At 50.1% G+C, this 17,162-nt stretch carries 17 protein-coding genes and 1 other annotated feature; of the genes, 13 read left to right on the top strand and 4 right to left on the bottom strand.

Annotated elements, in window-relative coordinates:
• Positions 1-43 precede the first annotated feature (43 nt).
• Both BLV66_RS06950 and BLV66_RS06945 read left to right on the top strand, forming a co-directional pair.
• Positions 44-1,324 carry an O-acetylhomoserine aminocarboxypropyltransferase/cysteine synthase family protein gene (locus tag BLV66_RS06950; protein WP_086987200.1) on the top strand — a complete coding sequence of 427 codons (1,281 nt, stop codon included), beginning with the start codon at positions 44-46 and terminating at the stop codon, positions 1,322-1,324.
• A gap of 568 nt (positions 1,325-1,892) precedes the next feature.
• Positions 1,893-3,110 carry an MFS transporter gene (locus tag BLV66_RS06945; protein WP_086987201.1) on the top strand — a complete coding sequence of 406 codons (1,218 nt, stop codon included), beginning with the start codon at positions 1,893-1,895 and terminating at the stop codon, positions 3,108-3,110.
• Positions 3,111-3,167: 57 nt separating this feature from the next.
• On the opposite strand, the gene BLV66_RS06940 is transcribed toward BLV66_RS06945, so the two are convergent.
• On the bottom strand, positions 3,168-3,650 hold the full coding sequence (locus BLV66_RS06940; RefSeq protein WP_086987202.1) for a DNA-deoxyinosine glycosylase: 483 nt from the start codon (positions 3,648-3,650) through the stop codon (positions 3,168-3,170).
• A gap of 198 nt (positions 3,651-3,848) precedes the next feature.
• Positions 3,849-4,091: a binding site (T-box leader), on the top strand.
• Between the two features lie 51 nt (positions 4,092-4,142).
• Between BLV66_RS06940 and trpD the strand changes: the two genes are divergently transcribed.
• The 6 genes from trpD (at position 4,143) to gpmA (ending at position 9,308) form a co-directional block, all read left to right on the top strand.
• Complete coding sequence (trpD, locus tag BLV66_RS06935; protein WP_245826735.1) at positions 4,143-5,210, top strand: anthranilate phosphoribosyltransferase; 1,068 nt, start codon at positions 4,143-4,145, stop codon at positions 5,208-5,210.
• Positions 5,207-5,989 (top strand): indole-3-glycerol phosphate synthase TrpC, encoded by a 783-nt coding sequence (gene trpC, locus BLV66_RS06930; protein ID WP_086987203.1) that lies wholly within the window; start codon positions 5,207-5,209, stop codon positions 5,987-5,989. The genes trpD and trpC overlap by 4 nt, the downstream gene beginning before the upstream one ends.
• Positions 5,989-6,600: a phosphoribosylanthranilate isomerase gene (locus BLV66_RS06925; protein WP_176974163.1), complete on the top strand. Its 612-nt coding sequence runs from the start codon at positions 5,989-5,991 to the stop codon at positions 6,598-6,600. Before trpC ends, BLV66_RS06925 begins: the two co-directional genes overlap by 1 nt.
• Positions 6,597-7,778: a tryptophan synthase subunit beta gene (gene trpB, locus BLV66_RS06920; protein WP_086987205.1), complete on the top strand. Its 1,182-nt coding sequence runs from the start codon at positions 6,597-6,599 to the stop codon at positions 7,776-7,778. Before BLV66_RS06925 ends, trpB begins: the two co-directional genes overlap by 4 nt.
• Positions 7,771-8,547, top strand: coding sequence for a tryptophan synthase subunit alpha (trpA, locus tag BLV66_RS06915; RefSeq protein WP_086987206.1), 777 nt, complete (start codon positions 7,771-7,773; stop codon positions 8,545-8,547). Before trpB ends, trpA begins: the two co-directional genes overlap by 8 nt.
• A 74-nt stretch (positions 8,548-8,621) precedes the next feature.
• Positions 8,622-9,308: a 2,3-diphosphoglycerate-dependent phosphoglycerate mutase gene (gpmA, locus tag BLV66_RS06910; protein WP_086987658.1), complete on the top strand. Its 687-nt coding sequence runs from the start codon at positions 8,622-8,624 to the stop codon at positions 9,306-9,308.
• A 50-nt stretch (positions 9,309-9,358) separates the two neighbouring features.
• Here the strand turns inward: gpmA and BLV66_RS06905 are convergent, their stop codons facing one another.
• The gene (locus tag BLV66_RS06905) at positions 9,359-10,135 is read right to left on the bottom strand and encodes an NRDE family protein (protein ID WP_086987207.1); all 777 of its coding nucleotides are present in this window, start codon (positions 10,133-10,135) and stop codon (positions 9,359-9,361) included.
• A gap of 230 nt (positions 10,136-10,365) precedes the next feature.
• On the opposite strand from BLV66_RS06905, the gene BLV66_RS06900 reads away from it, so the two are divergent.
• From BLV66_RS06900 to BLV66_RS06890, 3 genes are all read left to right on the top strand, one after another.
• The gene (locus BLV66_RS06900; protein ID WP_086987208.1) at positions 10,366-11,088 is read left to right on the top strand and encodes a hypothetical protein; all 723 of its coding nucleotides are present in this window, start codon (positions 10,366-10,368) and stop codon (positions 11,086-11,088) included.
• Between the two features lie 41 nt (positions 11,089-11,129).
• Entirely contained in the window at positions 11,130-11,612 is a 483-nt protein-coding gene (locus BLV66_RS06895) for a sodium:calcium antiporter (protein WP_086987209.1), read from the top strand.
• Between the two features lie 81 nt (positions 11,613-11,693).
• On the top strand, positions 11,694-12,128 hold the full coding sequence (locus BLV66_RS06890; protein WP_086987210.1) for a sodium:calcium antiporter: 435 nt from the start codon (positions 11,694-11,696) through the stop codon (positions 12,126-12,128).
• A gap of 43 nt (positions 12,129-12,171) precedes the next feature.
• Here the strand turns inward: BLV66_RS06890 and BLV66_RS06885 are convergent, their stop codons facing one another.
• Positions 12,172-13,452 (bottom strand): AI-2E family transporter, encoded by a 1,281-nt coding sequence (locus BLV66_RS06885; RefSeq protein WP_086987211.1) that lies wholly within the window; start codon positions 13,450-13,452, stop codon positions 12,172-12,174.
• A gap of 212 nt (positions 13,453-13,664) precedes the next feature.
• Here BLV66_RS06885 and BLV66_RS06880 point away from each other — a divergent pair, with 212 nt between their 5' ends.
• Positions 13,665-14,270 (top strand): cob(I)yrinic acid a,c-diamide adenosyltransferase, encoded by a 606-nt coding sequence (locus BLV66_RS06880; RefSeq protein ID WP_086987212.1) that lies wholly within the window; start codon positions 13,665-13,667, stop codon positions 14,268-14,270.
• Between the two features lie 152 nt (positions 14,271-14,422).
• Here BLV66_RS06880 and BLV66_RS06875 read toward each other — a convergent pair whose 3' ends face one another.
• Positions 14,423-15,970, bottom strand: coding sequence for an NAD(P)H-hydrate dehydratase (locus tag BLV66_RS06875; RefSeq protein ID WP_176974162.1), 1,548 nt, complete (start codon positions 15,968-15,970; stop codon positions 14,423-14,425).
• Positions 15,971-16,219: 249 nt separating this feature from the next.
• On the opposite strand from BLV66_RS06875, the gene BLV66_RS06870 reads away from it, so the two are divergent.
• Complete coding sequence (locus BLV66_RS06870; protein WP_086987214.1) at positions 16,220-17,140, top strand: peptidase U32 family protein; 921 nt, start codon at positions 16,220-16,222, stop codon at positions 17,138-17,140.
• Positions 17,141-17,162 lie beyond the last annotated feature (22 nt).

The following is a 17,162-nucleotide window of genomic DNA, read 5'->3' as shown; positions in this document are numbered from 1 at the left end:
GCTATGAAAGAATATATCGAAAATAAGAAGGGAAAGATGACAAATGACAGAGAAAAATTACAGTTTTGAAACGTTGCAAGTACACGCAGGCCAAGTGCCGGACCCCGTTACCGGAGCCCGTGCGGTACCGATTTATCAGACTACCGCTTTCGTGTTCGACAGCGCGGAACAGGCTGCCGGCCGCTTCGCTTTGACGGATGCCGGGAATGTCTACACCCGTTTGACTAACCCTACAACCGCAGTCGTGGATGCGCGGGTTGCGGCGCTTGAAGGAGGCACATCCGCAGTTACAGTCGCTTCAGGTTCAGCTGCAATCACTTACGCCATCCTGAATGTGGCGAATGCGGGCGATGAAATCGTCGCTGCCAGCACGCTTTATGGCGGAACCTATAATCTTTTCAGCGCGACTTTGCCTAATTTGGGCATCAAAACAACTTTCATTGATCCGGAAGATACAGCTAACTTCGAAGCTGCCATCACGGAAAAGACGAAAGCCATCTTCATCGAATCAATCGGAAACCCGAGCACCAACCTGATCGATATCGAAAAAGTTGCTGAAATCGCGCATAACCACGGTATCATTTTGATCGTGGACAACACTTTCGGCACGCCGTACCTGATCCGTCCGTTCGAATTCGGCGCCGATGTTGTGGTCCATTCCGCCACTAAATTCCTGGGCGGGCATGGCACAACTATGGGCGGGGTCATCGTCGAATCAGGTAAATTCGATTTCGCCGCCAGCGGAAGATACCCTGGCTTCACGACGCCGGATGCGCATTACAACGGGTTGGTCTATACGGATTTGGGACCTGGAGCTTTCACGACCAAAATCCGCGTGCAATTGCTGCGCGACACCGGAGCCTGCATCGGACCAATTGATTCCTTCCTGTTGCTGCAAGGGATAGAAACGTTGTCATTGCGCGTTGAACGCCATGTGGAAAACACCCGCAAGGTTGTCGCTTATCTGGCGAATCACCCGAAAGTGTCTTGGGTGAATTATCCAGAACTGCCGGAAAGCAAATACAAGACGCTTGCCGACAAATACTTCCCTAAAGGCACCGGATCGATCTTTACTTTCGGCATCCAAGGCGGCAAACAAGCCGGTATCGAGTGGATTGACAAGTTAGAGTTATTCTCGTTGCTTGCGAACGTTGCCGATGCGAAATCCTTGGTTATCCATCCGGCCAGCACGACACACGCGCAACTGAGCGACGAAGACCTCATTGCTGCAGGCGTTTCCGGGGACATGATCCGTCTTTCCATCGGAATCGAAAATGCCGATGACATCATCGCCGATCTGGACCAGGCTTTCGGACAGATCTAACACAGATATTTCCGGCAAAATAGGCACCGCACGGCTCCTCCGGTGAACGGAGGATTCGCCGGAGTTCGGGCATCATTTCGAGTTGTGTTCTCCGATGAGCGCACTTTAGTCGGAGTTGAAGCCGAAATTATCCGGTGTCTTCCGATTAGCGGCAGCCACACCGGAGGAACGGTCTTATACCGGGGCTTTCATCCTGACCGCAGTTGCCAGCCAGAGTTCAGGTACCATCCACATATCAGAGCATACATGCGAAAAGCCCGGAACTGTCCGCAATTGAGACGGTTTCGGGCTTTTTGCCTATTGATTGCGGCTAAAAAGATGGAATGTTATACTATTCCTAGTTATGATTACTAAGAGAGGAGAGCGGTCATGAGAGCGAAATTGAGAATTTTTTTGACATTGATGCATGGTATTTTTTCCAATGTGGTAGTTCAAGGGGCGAAGTCTGCCCAAAAATCAAAAAAATTCAAACAATACGCTTCTTGCTGCTTATCCTGATTAAAGCGATAAGTCCTGCTATGGGGCCTCCCATAGCTATTTTTTTTGCAAGAAAAGAAGGGACTATCAAATGGACAATCATAAATCATTACATAAAAATATCTCTCTGGCGAAAAAATATGCCTTCATCCAATATTTTGGCATCACCTCGTTATGGCTCCTCTATCTGAGTTCATTCAAAGGTATGACATTGGTGCAAATAGGTTTTCTGGAGGCTATCTTCCATATAACGAGTTTTGTGTTCGAAGTGCCTTCAGGTGCGTTGGCGGACCGTTTCGGCTACAAAAAAATCCTGCTGTTCGGGAAAGTGATGGCCATCATCAGCTCGATAGGAATGATCTATGGTCAGAGTTTCTCACATTTTGCGATTGCGTTCGCGTTCTCAGCGCTTTCCTACAATTTCAACTCAGGGACCTATGAAGCGCTGGTTTTCGAAAGCATGAAGGGGTTGAACGAGGAGAGCGGATATCTGGATAAGCTGGCTCACATCAATTTCCTGATCGAAATCAGTGCCCAAAGCGGTGTGATCCTTGCCGGGATTCTGGCCGATACTTATTTTCCAACTGTATATATGGTTAATATCGTGCTCTGCTTACTGAATATGTTCTTGATTTACCGCATGGTCGAGCCAGTAAAGGGACCAGATTTACAATCGGATGAAACAGTCGGATTATCCAAAAAAGTGGGGCAATCATACACCCGGATACTGGGGAATGCTTGGCAGTTGCTGAAGCGGCATAAAGAGCTTCGGGGCTGGATACTGTTTTTTGCCTTGCTGGACAGCTTTGCAGCGACTTATTATTTCTATTTCCAGAACTACCTGTCAGTGCTGGGCTTCAATGGCAAGGCAACGAGTTTCTATTTGTTTGCGGCCGCCTTGTTCGGCATATTAGGAGCAAAATTCTCTCCATCCATCGAGCAAAAACTCCGCAAAAACCGTATTCCCTATGTTTTTCCCGTAGTTGTTTCGTTGTCGTTGCTGCTCTCCGCTTTGGGGAATCAGCTGCTGATTTTTGTTGGATTTGTACTTTCGATCATTTTTTCCGCGGTGTCACCGACGATCGCGAGCGCCTATATTAACCAACTGATCCCTTCCGAAGAACGGGCGACGCTTTTGAGTGCGAACAGCATGGCCTATAGCCTCTGCATGATCATTCTTTTTCCGGTGATCGGAGGCGTCATCGATCTGTTGGATTTTCGGATTGCCTACCTGACGATGGGGTTATCGATTATGGTTGTAGGTGGAACTTTCGCTGTGGTCGCAAAAAAACAATTTCACCGAAAATGAGATGACAAATTAATTGAAAGAGTCGGGCGCCTCGAAGCGGCGCCCGACTCTTCTTGATCAAAGATATTCCGCCAACACCGACCAAGCTTCCAGTTTCTCGGGCAGCGTTTTGACATGCTTGCCGCGCATGGGGCTGGTGGAAGGGAGCGGGAGGTAAACCAACCCGGAGTCCTCATCCAGACCAAAGTGCTTTTTGTAGCTGCGGAAAGCTTTTCCGCCGTTGAAGGCGATGGCCCTGATCTGGGGATGTTCGCGCAGAAGAGTCTTCAAGTCGTTCGGCTGTTCCTCTTTGATGGCTGAATCGAGGCTGCCTTCGCGGTAACAGGAATGGATAACATCCCAGAGGGCGATATGATGCTTTTTCAGGAGCGTAAGGCGGTCCTCATAGGTCACCGGATCCTCTTCCCCGAGCAGGGAGAAAATGATTTCCCAGAAATGATTCCTCGGGTTCCCGTAGTAATGCTGCGCCTCCAGCGACTTCGCGCCGGGCATCGATCCCAGAATCAGGACTTTGGCTTGGGAATCGATGACAGGTGCCATTGAGTAAAGTTTGTCGGATTGTTTCAGTCTGAACCCATCCTTTCAAAGTTGATTTGTCTCCATTTTACCAAAACCGCGCCGGAGCGGGAAATAGTCACGCTTGCCGTTTTTTTTTGAATAAAACAGTTGACGGAAGGATAGCGATGCGTTAAAATAATCCCAACATTAAGAAATCGTTAGAAAAATCATTTCCATCTAATTAAACCGATAATCAAGAGAAGTACGCATCATACCTTGTTTCCAGAGAGTCGCCGCCAGTGAGAGTGCGATAGCAAAGGGGATGCCGAATGGACTTGAGAGGGTTGCCTTGAAAAGAGTAGGGGCAAACGGGGAACCTGATCCGTTAACAGACAGGCACATATGTTGGTATGTGAACGAGTGGGCGATTAATTTCGTCAATTTGGGTGGTATCGCAGGAGAATACAAGCTCTTGTCCCTTTAAAGGGGGGACAAGGGCTTTTTTTGTACACAAAAAATGATGAGGTGAATGAAATGCTAGAGATAAAAGAGACGAAACAGACCGAAGAAATTCTCCCGCAAGACAGCATGAAAGCCGCTATCGATAAACTAGTGAAAAAAGAAGAACTTTCTCCACAATTGACGAAGACTATCATGCATCAAATCATGAGCGGTCAAGCCAGTCCGGTCCAAATTGCATCTTACTTGACTGCTATGCGTATGAAAGGCGAGACGGCCGGAGAAATCAGTGCTTCCGCTGAAGTGATGCGGGATTTTTCCAATAAAGTACAGACTAAGAAGAATGCATTGGACATCGTCGGAACCGGCGGCGATCAAGCATTCACCTTTAACATCTCAACAGTCTCTTCCTTTGTCATCGCAGCCGCAGGGATCCCGGTGGCAAAACACGGCAACCGTAGCTCCTCAAGCAAATGCGGCAGCGCGGATGTGCTGGAAGAACTAGGTGTGAACATCGAAGCCAGCGCGAAACACAGCGAAGCGATGCTGGAAGAAATCGGGATGTGCTTCATGTACGCCCAAAAATACCATCCATCGATGAAGCATGCAGCACCCGTCAGGAAAGAAATGGGCGTCCGGACGATATTCAACGTCCTAGGGCCATTGGCAAACCCGGCAAATGCGAATATGCAATTGCTCGGCGTGTATGATGTCGCACTGGTGGACACGATGGCTGAAGTGCTGAACCAATTGCATATGGAACGTGCATTGGTATTCGGTGGAAATGACGGTCTGGATGAAATCACATTGACCACAACATCGGAAGTCGCGGAGCTCCGCGACGGCAAGGTCACCCACTTCACGTTCGATCCGAAAGACTATGGTTTCGAGTACTGCACGAGCGAAGATCTTGTAGGCGGAGAACCAACTGAAAATGCCGCAATCGCCTTGGCTATCTTGAGCGGCGAAAAAGGGCCGAAGCGCGACACCGTGCTGCTGAACGCTGGCATGGCCATCTACTTGGCCAACGACGACTATACGATCGCTGATGGCATCAAACGCGCCGCCGAATTGATCGACAACGGAGCGGCTTTGAAAAAACTGCAACAATTCATTCAGGCATCACAGGAGGCGACAAAATGATATTGGACGACATCATAGCAGCGACAAAGATACGCGTGGAAAAAGCCAAGCAGGCCATCCCGCTGGAAGAAATGAAACAAGCCGCCTTGGTCCTGCCTACCAATCAGGATTTCCCTTTCGAAAAGGCGCTGACCGGTGAAGGGATGCATTTCATCTGCGAATGCAAGAAGGCATCCCCTTCGAAAGGCGTGATCGTGGAGGATTTCCCTTACCTCGAAATCGCCAAAGCCTACGAGGAAGCCGGCGCATCCGCGCTTTCGGTATTGACGGAGCCCGATTTTTTCAAAGGCGAAAACCGCTTCTTGACGGAAATAAAACAGGCAGTCTCGCTGCCGGTCATCCGGAAAGATTTCATCATCGATGCCTACCAAATCTATGAGGCGAAGGTGATCGGAGCGGATGCCGTGCTGCTGATCGCCACCATCCTGAACGAGGAAGAGTTGGATGCTTTCCAACGATTGGCCCGCGAACTGGGGCTTTCGGCCTTAGTGGAGGCCCATACCGAAGAAGAACTCCTTAAAGCGCTGCGGACGAACCCGAAGATCATCGGCGTCAACAACCGCGATCTGAAGACTTTCAAAGTGGATATCCAGCAGTCCATCAGGCTGCGCGCCCTGGTGCCGGATGACATCCTTTTCGTGGCTGAAAGCGGCATTTCGGAAAGGCAGCAAGTCATCGAATTGGAGAAGGGCAACGTCGATGCCATCCTGATCGGTGAAACGATGATGGTTTCACCTGACAAAAAAGGCATGCTGGACCGCCTGCGGGGGATTGGCTGATGGTCAAGGTGAAAATCTGCGGCCTGAAACGAGTCGAGGATGCCGAAATGCTGAACGAGCTGCGCCCGGATTTTGCAGGCTTCATATTCGCTCCCAGCAAGCGGCAGATTTCGTTGGAGCAGGCGCTGGAAATCAGGGCAGCCCTAGATGATGCCATTCCGGCAGTCGGCGTCTTCGTCAACGAACCGATCGAAAACATCGTCGCCATCGTGGAAAGCCGGGCGATCCAGATTGTGCAGCTCCACGGCGATGAGGATAACACTTATATAGAAGAGTTGGGCAAGCGGATCACACTTCCGATCATCAAAGCGGTTGCGGTCAAGGACACTGCTGACGTCAAGAAGGAATACGTTGCCGATATCCTCCTCTATGACACGTACCAGAGCGGCGTGGCAGGCGGGACCGGTAAGACATTCAACTGGGATTTGCTGAAAGAAGCAACGCGCCCATTCTTCCTGGCGGGCGGCCTGCATGCGGGGAACCTCGAAGCGGCCATCCAAAAGGTGCAGCCCTACGCAGTGGACATCTCGAGCGGCGTTGAAACGGACGGCGTGAAGGATTTTGAAAAAATCAGAGCAGTAATGAAAATCATTGGGAGGTCAAAAAAATGACAAGTTATTTCGGAGCACACGGGGGACAGTTCATTCCCGAAACGTTGATGAACGCTTGCTTGGAACTGTCGGAAGCTTTTTTCCGATTCAAAGAGGATCCGGAATTCAAAAAAGAATTGAACGATCTGTTGGACAACTACGCAGGCAGGCCATCCCGTCTCTATTTCGCTGAAAAGATGACGAAGAACCTCGGCGGAGCGAAAATCTACCTGAAACGCGAAGACCTGAACCACACGGGTTCGCATAAGATCAACAATGCGCTCGGCCAAGTATTGTTGGCCAAAAAGATGGGCAAGAAACGGATCATCGCGGAAACCGGCGCTGGCCAGCACGGCGTGGCGACCGCCACAGCAGCTGCACTTTTGGACATGGAGTGCGTCGTCTACATGGGCGAGGAGGACACCCAACGCCAAGCTTTGAATGTGTTCCGGATGGAATTATTGGGCACGAAAGTGATTCCCGTGACGAGCGGCACCGCCACCCTCAAAGACGCGGTCAACGAAGCGATGAAAGATTGGGCTTCCACGTTTGAAGAGTCGCATTACTGCATCGGATCAGTCATGGGGCCGCATCCATTCCCGACAATGGTCCGCGATTTCCAGAAAATCATCGGGGAAGAGACCAAAGCCCAGTTGGCCGAGGCGGAAGGCAAGCTGCCGGATGTCGTGATGGCCTGCGTCGGCGGCGGCTCGAATGCGATCGGGACTTTCTATGACTTCATCGGCGACGAAAGTGTACGCCTGATCGGCTGCGAAGCTGCCGGCAGAGGAATCCACACACAGGATACGGCTGCGACAATCGCGACCGGGACACCGGGCATTTTCCACGGCATGAAATCCTATTTCTGCCAGGACGAATACGGCCAGATCGCGCCCGTTTATTCGATATCGGCAGGTTTGGACTACCCGGGCATCGGGCCCGAACATGCGGATCTCTATGACCGCGGCCGCGCCGATTACGTTTCAGTGACCGATGACGAAGCGGTTGCTGCCTTTGAATACCTGGCGCGGATGGAAGGGATCATCCCGGCAATTGAAAGTTCGCATGCGATCGCGCACGCCATGGTTTTGGCGCCGACGTTGGATCCGGAAAAAATCATCGTCATCTGTCTGTCGGGCCGCGGCGATAAGGACGTTGCCGCAATCGCAAGATACAAGGGAGTGGACATCCATGAATAAAATCACAGCTGCCTTCAAGCACAAGGCATTCATACCTTTCGTGACAGCGGGGGATCCAGACTTGGAAACCACGAAGGAACTGATCAGGGAAATCGTAGCGAACGGAGCCGATATCGTTGAAATCGGCATCCCATTCTCCGATCCGGTGGCGGAAGGTCCGGCCATCCAAAAAGCGGATGAGCGGGCTTTAGCGAACGGCATCAATACGGATGACATTTTCCAGATGGTCGCCGAGTTGCGCACCGAAATTGATACGCCTTTCGTCTTCATGACCTACATCAACCCTGTTTTCGTCTACGGCATCGATAAATTCATGGCGCGCTGCAAAGAGACAGGCGTCGATGGCATCATCATCCCGGACGTTCCGTTCGAGGAGAAGGGCTTCATCCAGAAAGCCTGCCGGGAACATGGCATCACCTACATTTCCATGGTGGCACCTTCCTCTGCTGAACGGATTGCCATGATCGCTAAAGAAGCGGAGGGTTTCCTGTATGTCGTTTCTTCCCTAGGGGTGACCGGCGTCCGCAGCGACATCACGACCGATATCGGCAGCATCCTCGATGAAATCCGCAAAATCAGCGACATCCCTTGCGCCATCGGCTTCGGTATTTCCAACGCCCAGCAAGCCAAAGCGATGAGCGAAATCGGGGACGGCGTCATCATCGGTTCCGCGATCATCAACATCATGGAAAAATACGGGAAAGATTCGCCCAAACCGGTCGGAGCCTTCGTTGCTGAGATGGTGGGAGCCATCCGCAGCGGGAGCTAAAGTCTTCACACGTGAATTGGACTGCCTGTAGCAGTATAATGAAAGAAAATAACAGGCGGAAAGTGGTGACGATGATGCGGAGAATTATTCTTGTGCGTCATGGTGTGAGCGAATGGAATCTGTTGAACTTGTTTACCGGTTGGGTTGATGTCGATCTGAGCGAAAAAGGCGTCCTGGAAGCAAAAGAAGCTGGCCGAAAACTCAAGGAAGCCGGCATTGAACTTGATATGGCCTTCACGTCGGTTTTAAAACGGGCGATCAGAACGTGTCATATCATTCTGGAGGAAACCGACCAATTATGGATACCCGAAGTCAAAAGTTGGCGCCTCAATGAACGCCATTACGGTGATCTGCAAGGCCTGAATAAACAGCAGACAGCAGAAAAATATGGGGAAGAACAGGTCCTTAAATGGCGTCGGTCCTATAATACATTGCCGCCATTAATGGATCCGAATAACCCCTTGTCACCTGCAAATGACCGCCGCTATGCCAATCTCCAGAAACGGGTCATTCCGATGGGAGAGAACCTCGAGACAACCTTGGAACGCGTCATCCCATTCTGGGAAGATCAGATTGCACCGGCAATATTGGATCGGAAAACGGTTCTGGTGGCAGCCCATGGAAACTCCTTGCGGGCGCTGATCAAATACCTCGAAGAAATACCCGATGATGAAATCATGGCCTTGGAAATACCTACCGGACAACCTTTGGTATATGAGTTGAATGATGACTTGACGATCATCAGGAAATACTATCTATAATAAAAAAGATGCGGCTGGGATTTCGATTCCCGGTCGCATCTTTTGGTGCGTCATTTTTCTTCGGCCATCAATTGAAAGTTGAAACGGACGTCACTGCTGGTTCCGTCCGGCAGATAGGATCTTTCCACAAAAGTCACCCGATCGGAATGGTCGATGAGGATCAGTGACGTGGAACGGGTGCCGTAGCGTTCCGTCTGGATGAAATTGGCGGAGACAGCGCGCAAAATCGGCAAATCCAGCGGCAAATCCGGCAGGTGGTCATCCGGCGGGGGCGTCCGATCCGCCATGATGCGGAAGATGGCCTCTTCGTCCAGCGGGGATGAATAAGCCAGTTCGGCCATTGCCGCTTTTGTTCGGGTGACTTTCGGCCATGGCGTATCGAGCGTGGCGTTGCTGATGGTATGGTTGCCTATTTGAAGGACGTTGATTTCGTCCAAAATATTGTTGTAATGATGGAGGCTGTCGCTCGAACCGATGATCAGATTGAAGCCGTTGTAATCGGTCCGCTGTTGTCTGACCTGATTCAGGTAGTCCTCGGGTCCAGTAGTGCCGGTCAAGTAATCCATCACCAAGTTACCGCGGGACAATTTTTGGTCGGATTCCTGGGTGGTCATCAAATAACTGTTGGTCACGGCGGCGATTTTGCCTTGTTTGGTGATCCCGAGCCAAGTGCCGCGAGCGCTCAAGTCTTTCCCGGCCAACAAATCGGGATGATCCGGCCAGAAGTGCGCAGGCAAGGATGGCCGGTCATATTGCTCGTCCCGATTAGCCACGAGCATCAACTTGTACGAAGCGTTTTGGCTGAGTTGTATCGAAATCAGACACATAGCTATTCCCCCAATAAAATGATCTTATTTCTATTAGTATAACACGCACCTGTAACGAGGCTGAAGTGAGGGCATCGCAGTTGTCGGATACCATGCAGAAGCCACTTTTCTTATTTATACCAAATTTCAAAACCCGCTGGATATGAGCTATAATAAGGATGACAGTAACACCGCCACGCCAATCGGAAACGCAACGACAGGATCAACACTATTCGAAGGAGTTGTTTAGGATGTTAAAGGATAGAAAAAAATATTGGACAGTCTTGCTGGTCAGCCTTTTTCTGGCAAGTTGCAACCAAACACAGGAAACAACTGAAGAAGAAAGTTCCTCTCAAGCGACAGCGCAGAGCAGTTCGGCAGCCAATACAGCGAGCAGTGAAACAGAAGCAGCCTCGGTTGAATCCACTGAAGTAGGTGATCGTCTCGGTAAACTATCGAAAAGCTATATCGACATTATGGGCAGCGGCAATTACTATATGGCTTTCCGTTCCACAACAACATTTGAAGGCGAAATGATGGAATCCGAGACGATGATGACCGTTTCTGGCGACAGAACCGCGATGCAATCAAAATCCGCAGACACCGAAACAGCAATGGTGACGATGGACGGCAATACGTATTTGATCGACCATGTCAACAAAACAGTAATGGTTATGCCTGAAACAATGATGGAAGGGGAAGAAACCCTACCGGAAATTCCGGAATCAAGTGAGCCGGTAGAAGTGGATGACATTGAATATATCGGCAGCGGTGAGGAAGATGGTTTGGTTTACGAGGAATATAGAACAGAGAGCGGTACGCAAATCTTCTACTATTTTGATGGCTCCGATCTGAAGAAAATCAAGACGATTGATGAATCATTTGAATCGGTCATGGAAATACTGGAATTGTCCGATAACGTGTCGGAGGACGCTTTTGAAATACCAGCAGATTATCAGCAAGTGACTTACTGATTGCAGCAACTAGCTCTCCGTAGGAAAGGAAGTGGAGGTATGTGACTGCTATATTGGATCAAGCGGACAGTTATATACTGGTGGCAGTGCTGATCCTCTGCATCTGGATGTTGTCCAAGGCGACGGATATTTTGGTGGACGAAGCGATATCGCTCTCGTTGGACTGGGGAATATCCGAGTTGGTGATTGGTGCCACGATTGTTTCCTTAGGGACCTCCTTGCCGGAGTTGGCCGTGTCCATTTTGTCCGCTTTACAGGGAAACAGCATAGTGGCTCTGGGAAATGTCATCGGTTCGACTATCGTGAACACCAGCTTTATCCTCGGAATCGGTGCCATTTACGGCAGCATTCCCGTCAATCGGAAGACGGCAAATAAGCATGCGCTGTTGTCCGGGCTCTCCTTGTTTTTGATTCTGTCCGCATTGCCAGTTTTCTATTCCGACGGGCAGGGCAAGATACCGCAGTGGATCGGCTTTCTGCTGTTGCTGCTGAGCCCTTTGTATTTTGTGTGGATGCTGAGGTAAGGGAAGCAACAACCTCAAGAAATCACTGACGTCACATCCGATAAGGAGGAAGGCAAGCCGATTCTGATCAAACTCTTAAAATTGTTTGTCAGCGCGGGCTTTGTGATTGCGAGCGCCTCGGTTATGGTGACAACTGTTGAAATTGGAGCTGCCCGAATCGGCATCCCTGATTCGATAATCGCTTCTACAGTTGTTGCATTCGGAACCGGGTTGCCGGAAATCAGCACGACCATCGTTTCCGTAAAAAAAGGCTATGGCGCATTAGCGATGGGGAACATCATGGGCTCGAACCTTTTGAACACGCTGCTTATCCTCGGAACGGCGATCAGCATGACCCCGGGAGGAATTGTCGTCAGTCCGGATTTCTATCAGATCCATTTTCCGGCGTTGGCTATTCTATTGGCGGTTCTGGGTTATTTTTCCTACAATAATAAACGGGAAATCATCAGCAGAAAAGAAGGGCGCATTTTAGTGTTTTTTTATCTAGCCTATTTGATTTGGAATTACTTAATATAAAAAGGTTCGTGATCCCCATAAAGGGCCATGAACCTTTTTTTTATTATTCTTCTTCGGTATCGTTAACAGGGTCCGGAACATCCCGTTCCACATCAACAGTTGCGAAATCTTTAACGGGGGTGGATCCGTTCACCAAGACAGGCTCTTCCTCGTCCAGCTCGAATGGACCGGCCACTTCGCCAAAATAGCGATTGTACCGCAGTTTGAATTTTTCGAGTACATGTTCAAGCAGAATCTTCAGCATCGCGAATAGCGGCACACCTAAGATCATCCCGATAAAGCCAAGGAGATTGCCCATGATCAGCAAAACGATGATGATCGTCAGCGGGTGCATCTTCAAATTGCGGCCCATGATGCTCGGTTCGATGATGTTTCCTTGGATGAACTGCGCCAAAGCCCAGACAACGGCCATTTTCAGGAGCATGGCTGGAGATGTGAAGGCAGCGACGAACAAGGCTGGTATCACCCCGATGGTAGCACCGATGAAAGGGATGACCGCCGTCAAGGTAGCGATCAAGGCAAGGACGAATGCGTAATCCAAACCGATGATCAAGTAACCAGTAATCAGCAAGGCACCCAGACTCAAGGCAACGAGCAGCTGGCCTTGGACATAGGAACCGACCTGAAGCGACATCTGTCTGGATATCTTTTCGATATCAGCGCGGAAAACAGGCGGTATATTCTTCATGACAAAAGGTTGGAACTTTCCTTGGTCCTTCAGCATGAAGAAAAGGATGACAGGGAAAGTGACTGTCACGACCACTACGCTGGAAATGGTGGAAAAGATGTTCATGATTTTTTCGCTCGAGTTGCCGATCCAGGCCAGAATCATGTCAGGGATACTGCCCACTGTGCTGTCCAACCAATTTTGCGCTTGTTCATAATAGTCCTTGAAAGTAGTATTCGCGAGCAGTCTGTCGAAATAAGTGTTCATCTGTTCGATGTAGGTAGGAAATTCATTGACCAAATTGGTGAGCTGGGTGGACAAAATCGGAACCAATAGGCCAACCCCATAGACCAACATCAAAATGAAGAGCACAAAGACGAGTGATGTCGCCATTCCTCGGTTAATTTTCCTTCTTTCAAGGAAGGTCACCATCGGATTGAATATATAATAGAAGACGATTGCTAGAATAACGGGTGCCACGATGGTCGAAAAAATGACCTGTAGCGGTTTGAAAATGAATGAAATGGTATCCATCGTGAAGATGAGCACACCAATCAGAATTAGGGTGGACAGGATATAGATGATCGTCTTGCCTCCCAAAAAGGAGATGAGGCGTGTGTCTTCGGGTACTGTTATTTTCGTTTCTTTCTTTTGCATATGCTGTCCTTTCTTACGCCGTAGCCGGCTTTGGCCCGTATAGCGGCATAGCGGTTTTCTATTTTTAGTTTAACAGAGTTACGGTTGAATGCCATACTGCAAAGGTCCTATTTCCGGAAAATTCTGTCGTCCGAATGCTGGTTTGGGGATGCAGGAATGAAATGTGTTAAAATGACAGAACAAGAAACAGCATCAGAGGAGGACGTCAACAAATGAAATACAGCATCTATACACGCACCGGCGATAAAGGCAACACCCGCATCGGAGGCGGCAAAGCGCTTCCAAAAAATGCCGAGAGAATCGAAGCTTTCGGCGCGCTGGATGGTCTGAACTCATGGTTCGGGCTAGTCAGTACGAAAAATGATTGCGGAGAGGACATCCAGGAGGACATGGCGCACATCCAACAGTTCCTGTTCGATTGTTCCTCAGATCTGTCGATCCCGAAAGGATACAGGGAGTACAAGCTCGCCCAGGATCACATCGACTGGTTGGAGATGAAAATCGATAGCTACAGCGAAGAACCAGAGGAGACCCAGTACTTCATCATACCGGGTGGAACGGAACTGGCAAGCTGGTTCCACATTTTGCGGACGACGACCCGTGACGCGGAGCGCCGGATTGTCACTTTCATGGAGCAAGAGCCGGACGAAGTGAATCCGTTCGTGCTGAAGTTCATCAACCGCCTTTCGGACTATCTGTTTGTCGTGGCCCGGGTCGCCAATGCCCGCAAAGGCGTTCCTGATGTGCCGTACAAGCGCAGCGAAAAAGTATTCCGAATTTCCGGAGATAAGGACAGTTCCAAGGCAAAATCGGAATAAAAGGGGAGGTTATAAATCGGTTTTTCCTACGGTGAAGAGCCCCCCCACGCTGCTCCCTTATTCCATTCATTCATCCAATCAAAAACGCACAAGGAACCCGGCAGACCGCTGCCGGGTTCCTTGTGCGTTCCGCTCATTTTAACAGTAAAGAATCAGCGCAATACCGCTGGCAAAGCTTCGATAAGATCCGAAGCCATCAAGCTGTACTCTGATTTTTCTTGGGCAGCGATGTCGCCCGCCAAACCGTGGATGTAGACGCCCAGTTTGGCCGCCTCGGAAGGGGCCAAGCCTTGGGCCAACAAGCCGGCAATGATGCCGGTCAGGGCATCGCCCGAACCGCCTGTCGCCATGCCGTTGTTGCCGGTCGCGTTGATGTAGTGCTCATCCTGATGGGCCACGACAGTCCGGGCATCCTTCATGACAAAGGTCAAATCCGAATTAGCCGTGCAAAATGCAGCAGTCCCTAAGAGGTCTGCTTTTATTTCCGCCAAGTCCTTATCCAAAAGCCGCGCCAGTTCCTTCAAATGAGGGGTAAGGATGCTCCCTTTCGGAATGGTCTGCGCCACTTCGCTGATGCGGGCACGGGAATCGTTCCCCGGCAAAGCCGTGTCGTTGAAACGATCGGAAAGGATATTCAGGGCATCCGCATCGATGATCAGAGGTATCTGACTGTTTGCGAGAACCAAATCGACTACCGTGCGGGCTGCATCGGACTTCCCGATTCCTGGTCCCACAACAATCGCATCTGCGCAGGAAACCGCGGCGATGATTTTCAGGCGTTCACTCTCCTTACTCAATCCGTCCGTTTGGTAAGTCGTCAGGATGGCTTCAGGCAGCTGCATCTGAAGTATGGCACGGTTCTCCTCCGGCGTGACGATCTGGACCAGTCCAGCGCCAGTACGGTAGGCAGCTTTTGCCGAAAGGAAAGCTGCCCCGCTCATGTTTGCGGATCCGGCGATGATCACGACCCGGCCATAAGTGCCTTTGTTCGAATAGGCCGCGCGTCTTGGCAGCGAAAAAAGATCGCTCTCGTCATAGAACAGCACATTTGAAGAAATGACGTCCATGGCGCTCGGTGGGAAACCGATATCGCTGACAATCAGTTTTCCGGTATGCAAGGAACCGGGGTAGAGCAGCTGACCGATTTTTTCGATCCCGAAAGTGATGGTCACATCCGCCCGGACAGCGGTCCCCAGCACTTGTCCGTTGTCGGCGGAGATGCCGGATGGGATGTCGACGGCAAATACATATCCTTGGAACGCGTTCATGAGTTGGATCGTCTCCGCGTATTTCCCTTCTGCCGGCCTGTCCAATCCGATGCCGAAAATTGCATCGACCAAGACGGTGTAGCCTTTGAAATTGATTTCGCTGACTTCATCCCAGATGACCATGTCCAAGTTTTCGATGATGTCGAGTTGTTTTTTGGATTCAGCGGATAATTTGTCGTGTTCGCCGATCAAGAATACATCCACCTGGAAGCCGTGGTTCAATAAAATGCGGGCTACTGCCATTCCGTCACCACCGTTGTTGCCTGAACCGCAGACCACGAGGATGATGTCCTCTCTTGAAATGCGTTCTTCCATGGCTGAGACGACCTGATTCGCCGCATTTTCCATCAGCACCAGGGCTGGGATGCCGATTTCATTGATCGTAAAAGCATCGATTTTTTTCATCTGTTGGCTGTTGACAAGTTTTTTCATTGAATATTCCTCCTGATGGTTGGTGGATGTCATTCCATTTTCACATTTGCTATTATACCATTCTTGATGCGGGAAAGAATACGGGGAGCCTGATATAGCTCTATGCCAGTCGGAAACCAAATGATTGCTTTAACAAGCCGGGACTATTCTGCACAACAATTTTCTGAAAACTTAGGGAAAACAGTCATTCACTTTTTATAAGTAATGTGATAATCTTATCAAGGAACTCGAATAAGGGAGGAATGTATGATGATCGAGCTGATTGCAACAGCCGAGTCAGTAGCGCAAGCCAAGGAATTGGTGGATTGCGGTGTAGATATACTATATATAGGAGAGGATGAGTACGGTCTTCGTTTGCCGTATTCCTTCACCAGAGAGGAACAGCGCGAGGTCATAGCCTATGCGCACGAGAAAGGCGCGCAAGTCAGTGCCGCGGTGAACGCGATCTTCCATAACGATCGAATCAATCAGGTAGCCGAATATCTGAATTTCCTGCGTGAAGCGGAAGTCGACAGCATCACGTTGGGCGACCCTGGCGTAGTGCAAGTGATGCGGGAACAGGATTTGTTCATCCCTTACCGTTATGATGCGCAAGTCATGGTGACTTCAAGCGGACAGATCAATTTCTGGGCGAAAAGGGGAGCAATCGGTTCCGTGCTGGCCCGTGAAGTGCCTTTCGAGGAAATGAAGAAATTGATCCCGGGCGCTTTGGTGCCGGTTGAAGTATTGGTGTACGGTGCCACTTGCATCCACCAATCGAAACGTAACTTGCTTGAAAATTACTTCAATTTCATCGAGAAAGAGGAGGCAGTGAACAAAGAGCGCGGGTTGTTCATTTCCGAGCCGAAAAAAGTGGATTCCCATTATTCCATCTATCAGGACCGTAACGGGACGCACATATTCGCCAACAACGACCTTGATCTTATGCCTCATCTGGGCGAACTGACGGCTATCGGCGTCTCGCAATGGATGCTGGATGGTTTGTTCACCCCAGGAGAAAATTTTGTGGCTGTAGCGAAACTTTTCGTTGAGGCGCGGGAAGCACTAGCGGAAGGAACTTGGACGGAAGCATTGGCGGAACGCTTGGATGCCGAACTGCGTGCTTTGCATCCCGCCAACCGTGAGCTGGATTCCGGGTTCTATTCCAAGGATCCGAACGAAGTTGTCTGATACTTTGATACTGAAAGAAAGA

This window comes from Trichococcus collinsii, assembly GCF_900107505.1.
Classification (GTDB): Bacteria; Bacillota; Bacilli; order Lactobacillales; family Aerococcaceae; genus Trichococcus; species Trichococcus collinsii.
The sequence above is the reverse complement of the archived record's forward strand: the minus strand, read 5'-3'. Positions and strand labels throughout refer to the sequence as shown.

What these genes read in the sequence shown, in the direction of transcription:
- BLV66_RS06925 (WP_176974163.1), top strand. Translation starts at nt 5,989, where the DNA reads ATGGTCAAGGTGAAAATCTGCGGCCTGAAACGAGTCGAGGATGCCGAA.
- trpA (WP_086987206.1), top strand. Translation starts at nt 7,771, where the DNA reads ATGAATAAAATCACAGCTGCCTTCAAGCACAAGGCATTCATACCTTTC.
- gpmA (WP_086987658.1), top strand. Translation starts at nt 8,622, where the DNA reads ATGCGGAGAATTATTCTTGTGCGTCATGGTGTGAGCGAATGGAATCTG.
- trpC (WP_086987203.1), top strand. Translation starts at nt 5,207, where the DNA reads ATGATATTGGACGACATCATAGCAGCGACAAAGATACGCGTGGAAAAA.
- BLV66_RS06870 (WP_086987214.1), top strand. Translation starts at nt 16,220, where the DNA reads ATGATCGAGCTGATTGCAACAGCCGAGTCAGTAGCGCAAGCCAAGGAA.
- BLV66_RS06885 (WP_086987211.1), bottom strand. Translation starts at nt 13,452, where the DNA reads ATGCAAAAGAAAGAAACGAAAATAACAGTACCCGAAGACACACGCCTC.
- trpD (WP_245826735.1), top strand. Translation starts at nt 4,143, where the DNA reads ATGCTAGAGATAAAAGAGACGAAACAGACCGAAGAAATTCTCCCGCAA.
- BLV66_RS06905 (WP_086987207.1), bottom strand. Translation starts at nt 10,135, where the DNA reads ATGTGTCTGATTTCGATACAACTCAGCCAAAACGCTTCGTACAAGTTG.
- trpB (WP_086987205.1), top strand. Translation starts at nt 6,597, where the DNA reads ATGACAAGTTATTTCGGAGCACACGGGGGACAGTTCATTCCCGAAACG.
- BLV66_RS06940 (WP_086987202.1), bottom strand. Translation starts at nt 3,650, where the DNA reads ATGGCACCTGTCATCGATTCCCAAGCCAAAGTCCTGATTCTGGGATCG.
- BLV66_RS06875 (WP_176974162.1), bottom strand. Translation starts at nt 15,970, where the DNA reads ATGAAAAAACTTGTCAACAGCCAACAGATGAAAAAAATCGATGCTTTT.
- BLV66_RS06950 (WP_086987200.1), top strand. Translation starts at nt 44, where the DNA reads ATGACAGAGAAAAATTACAGTTTTGAAACGTTGCAAGTACACGCAGGC.
- BLV66_RS06900 (WP_086987208.1), top strand. Translation starts at nt 10,366, where the DNA reads ATGTTAAAGGATAGAAAAAAATATTGGACAGTCTTGCTGGTCAGCCTT.
- BLV66_RS06945 (WP_086987201.1), top strand. Translation starts at nt 1,893, where the DNA reads ATGGACAATCATAAATCATTACATAAAAATATCTCTCTGGCGAAAAAA.
- BLV66_RS06880 (WP_086987212.1), top strand. Translation starts at nt 13,665, where the DNA reads ATGAAATACAGCATCTATACACGCACCGGCGATAAAGGCAACACCCGC.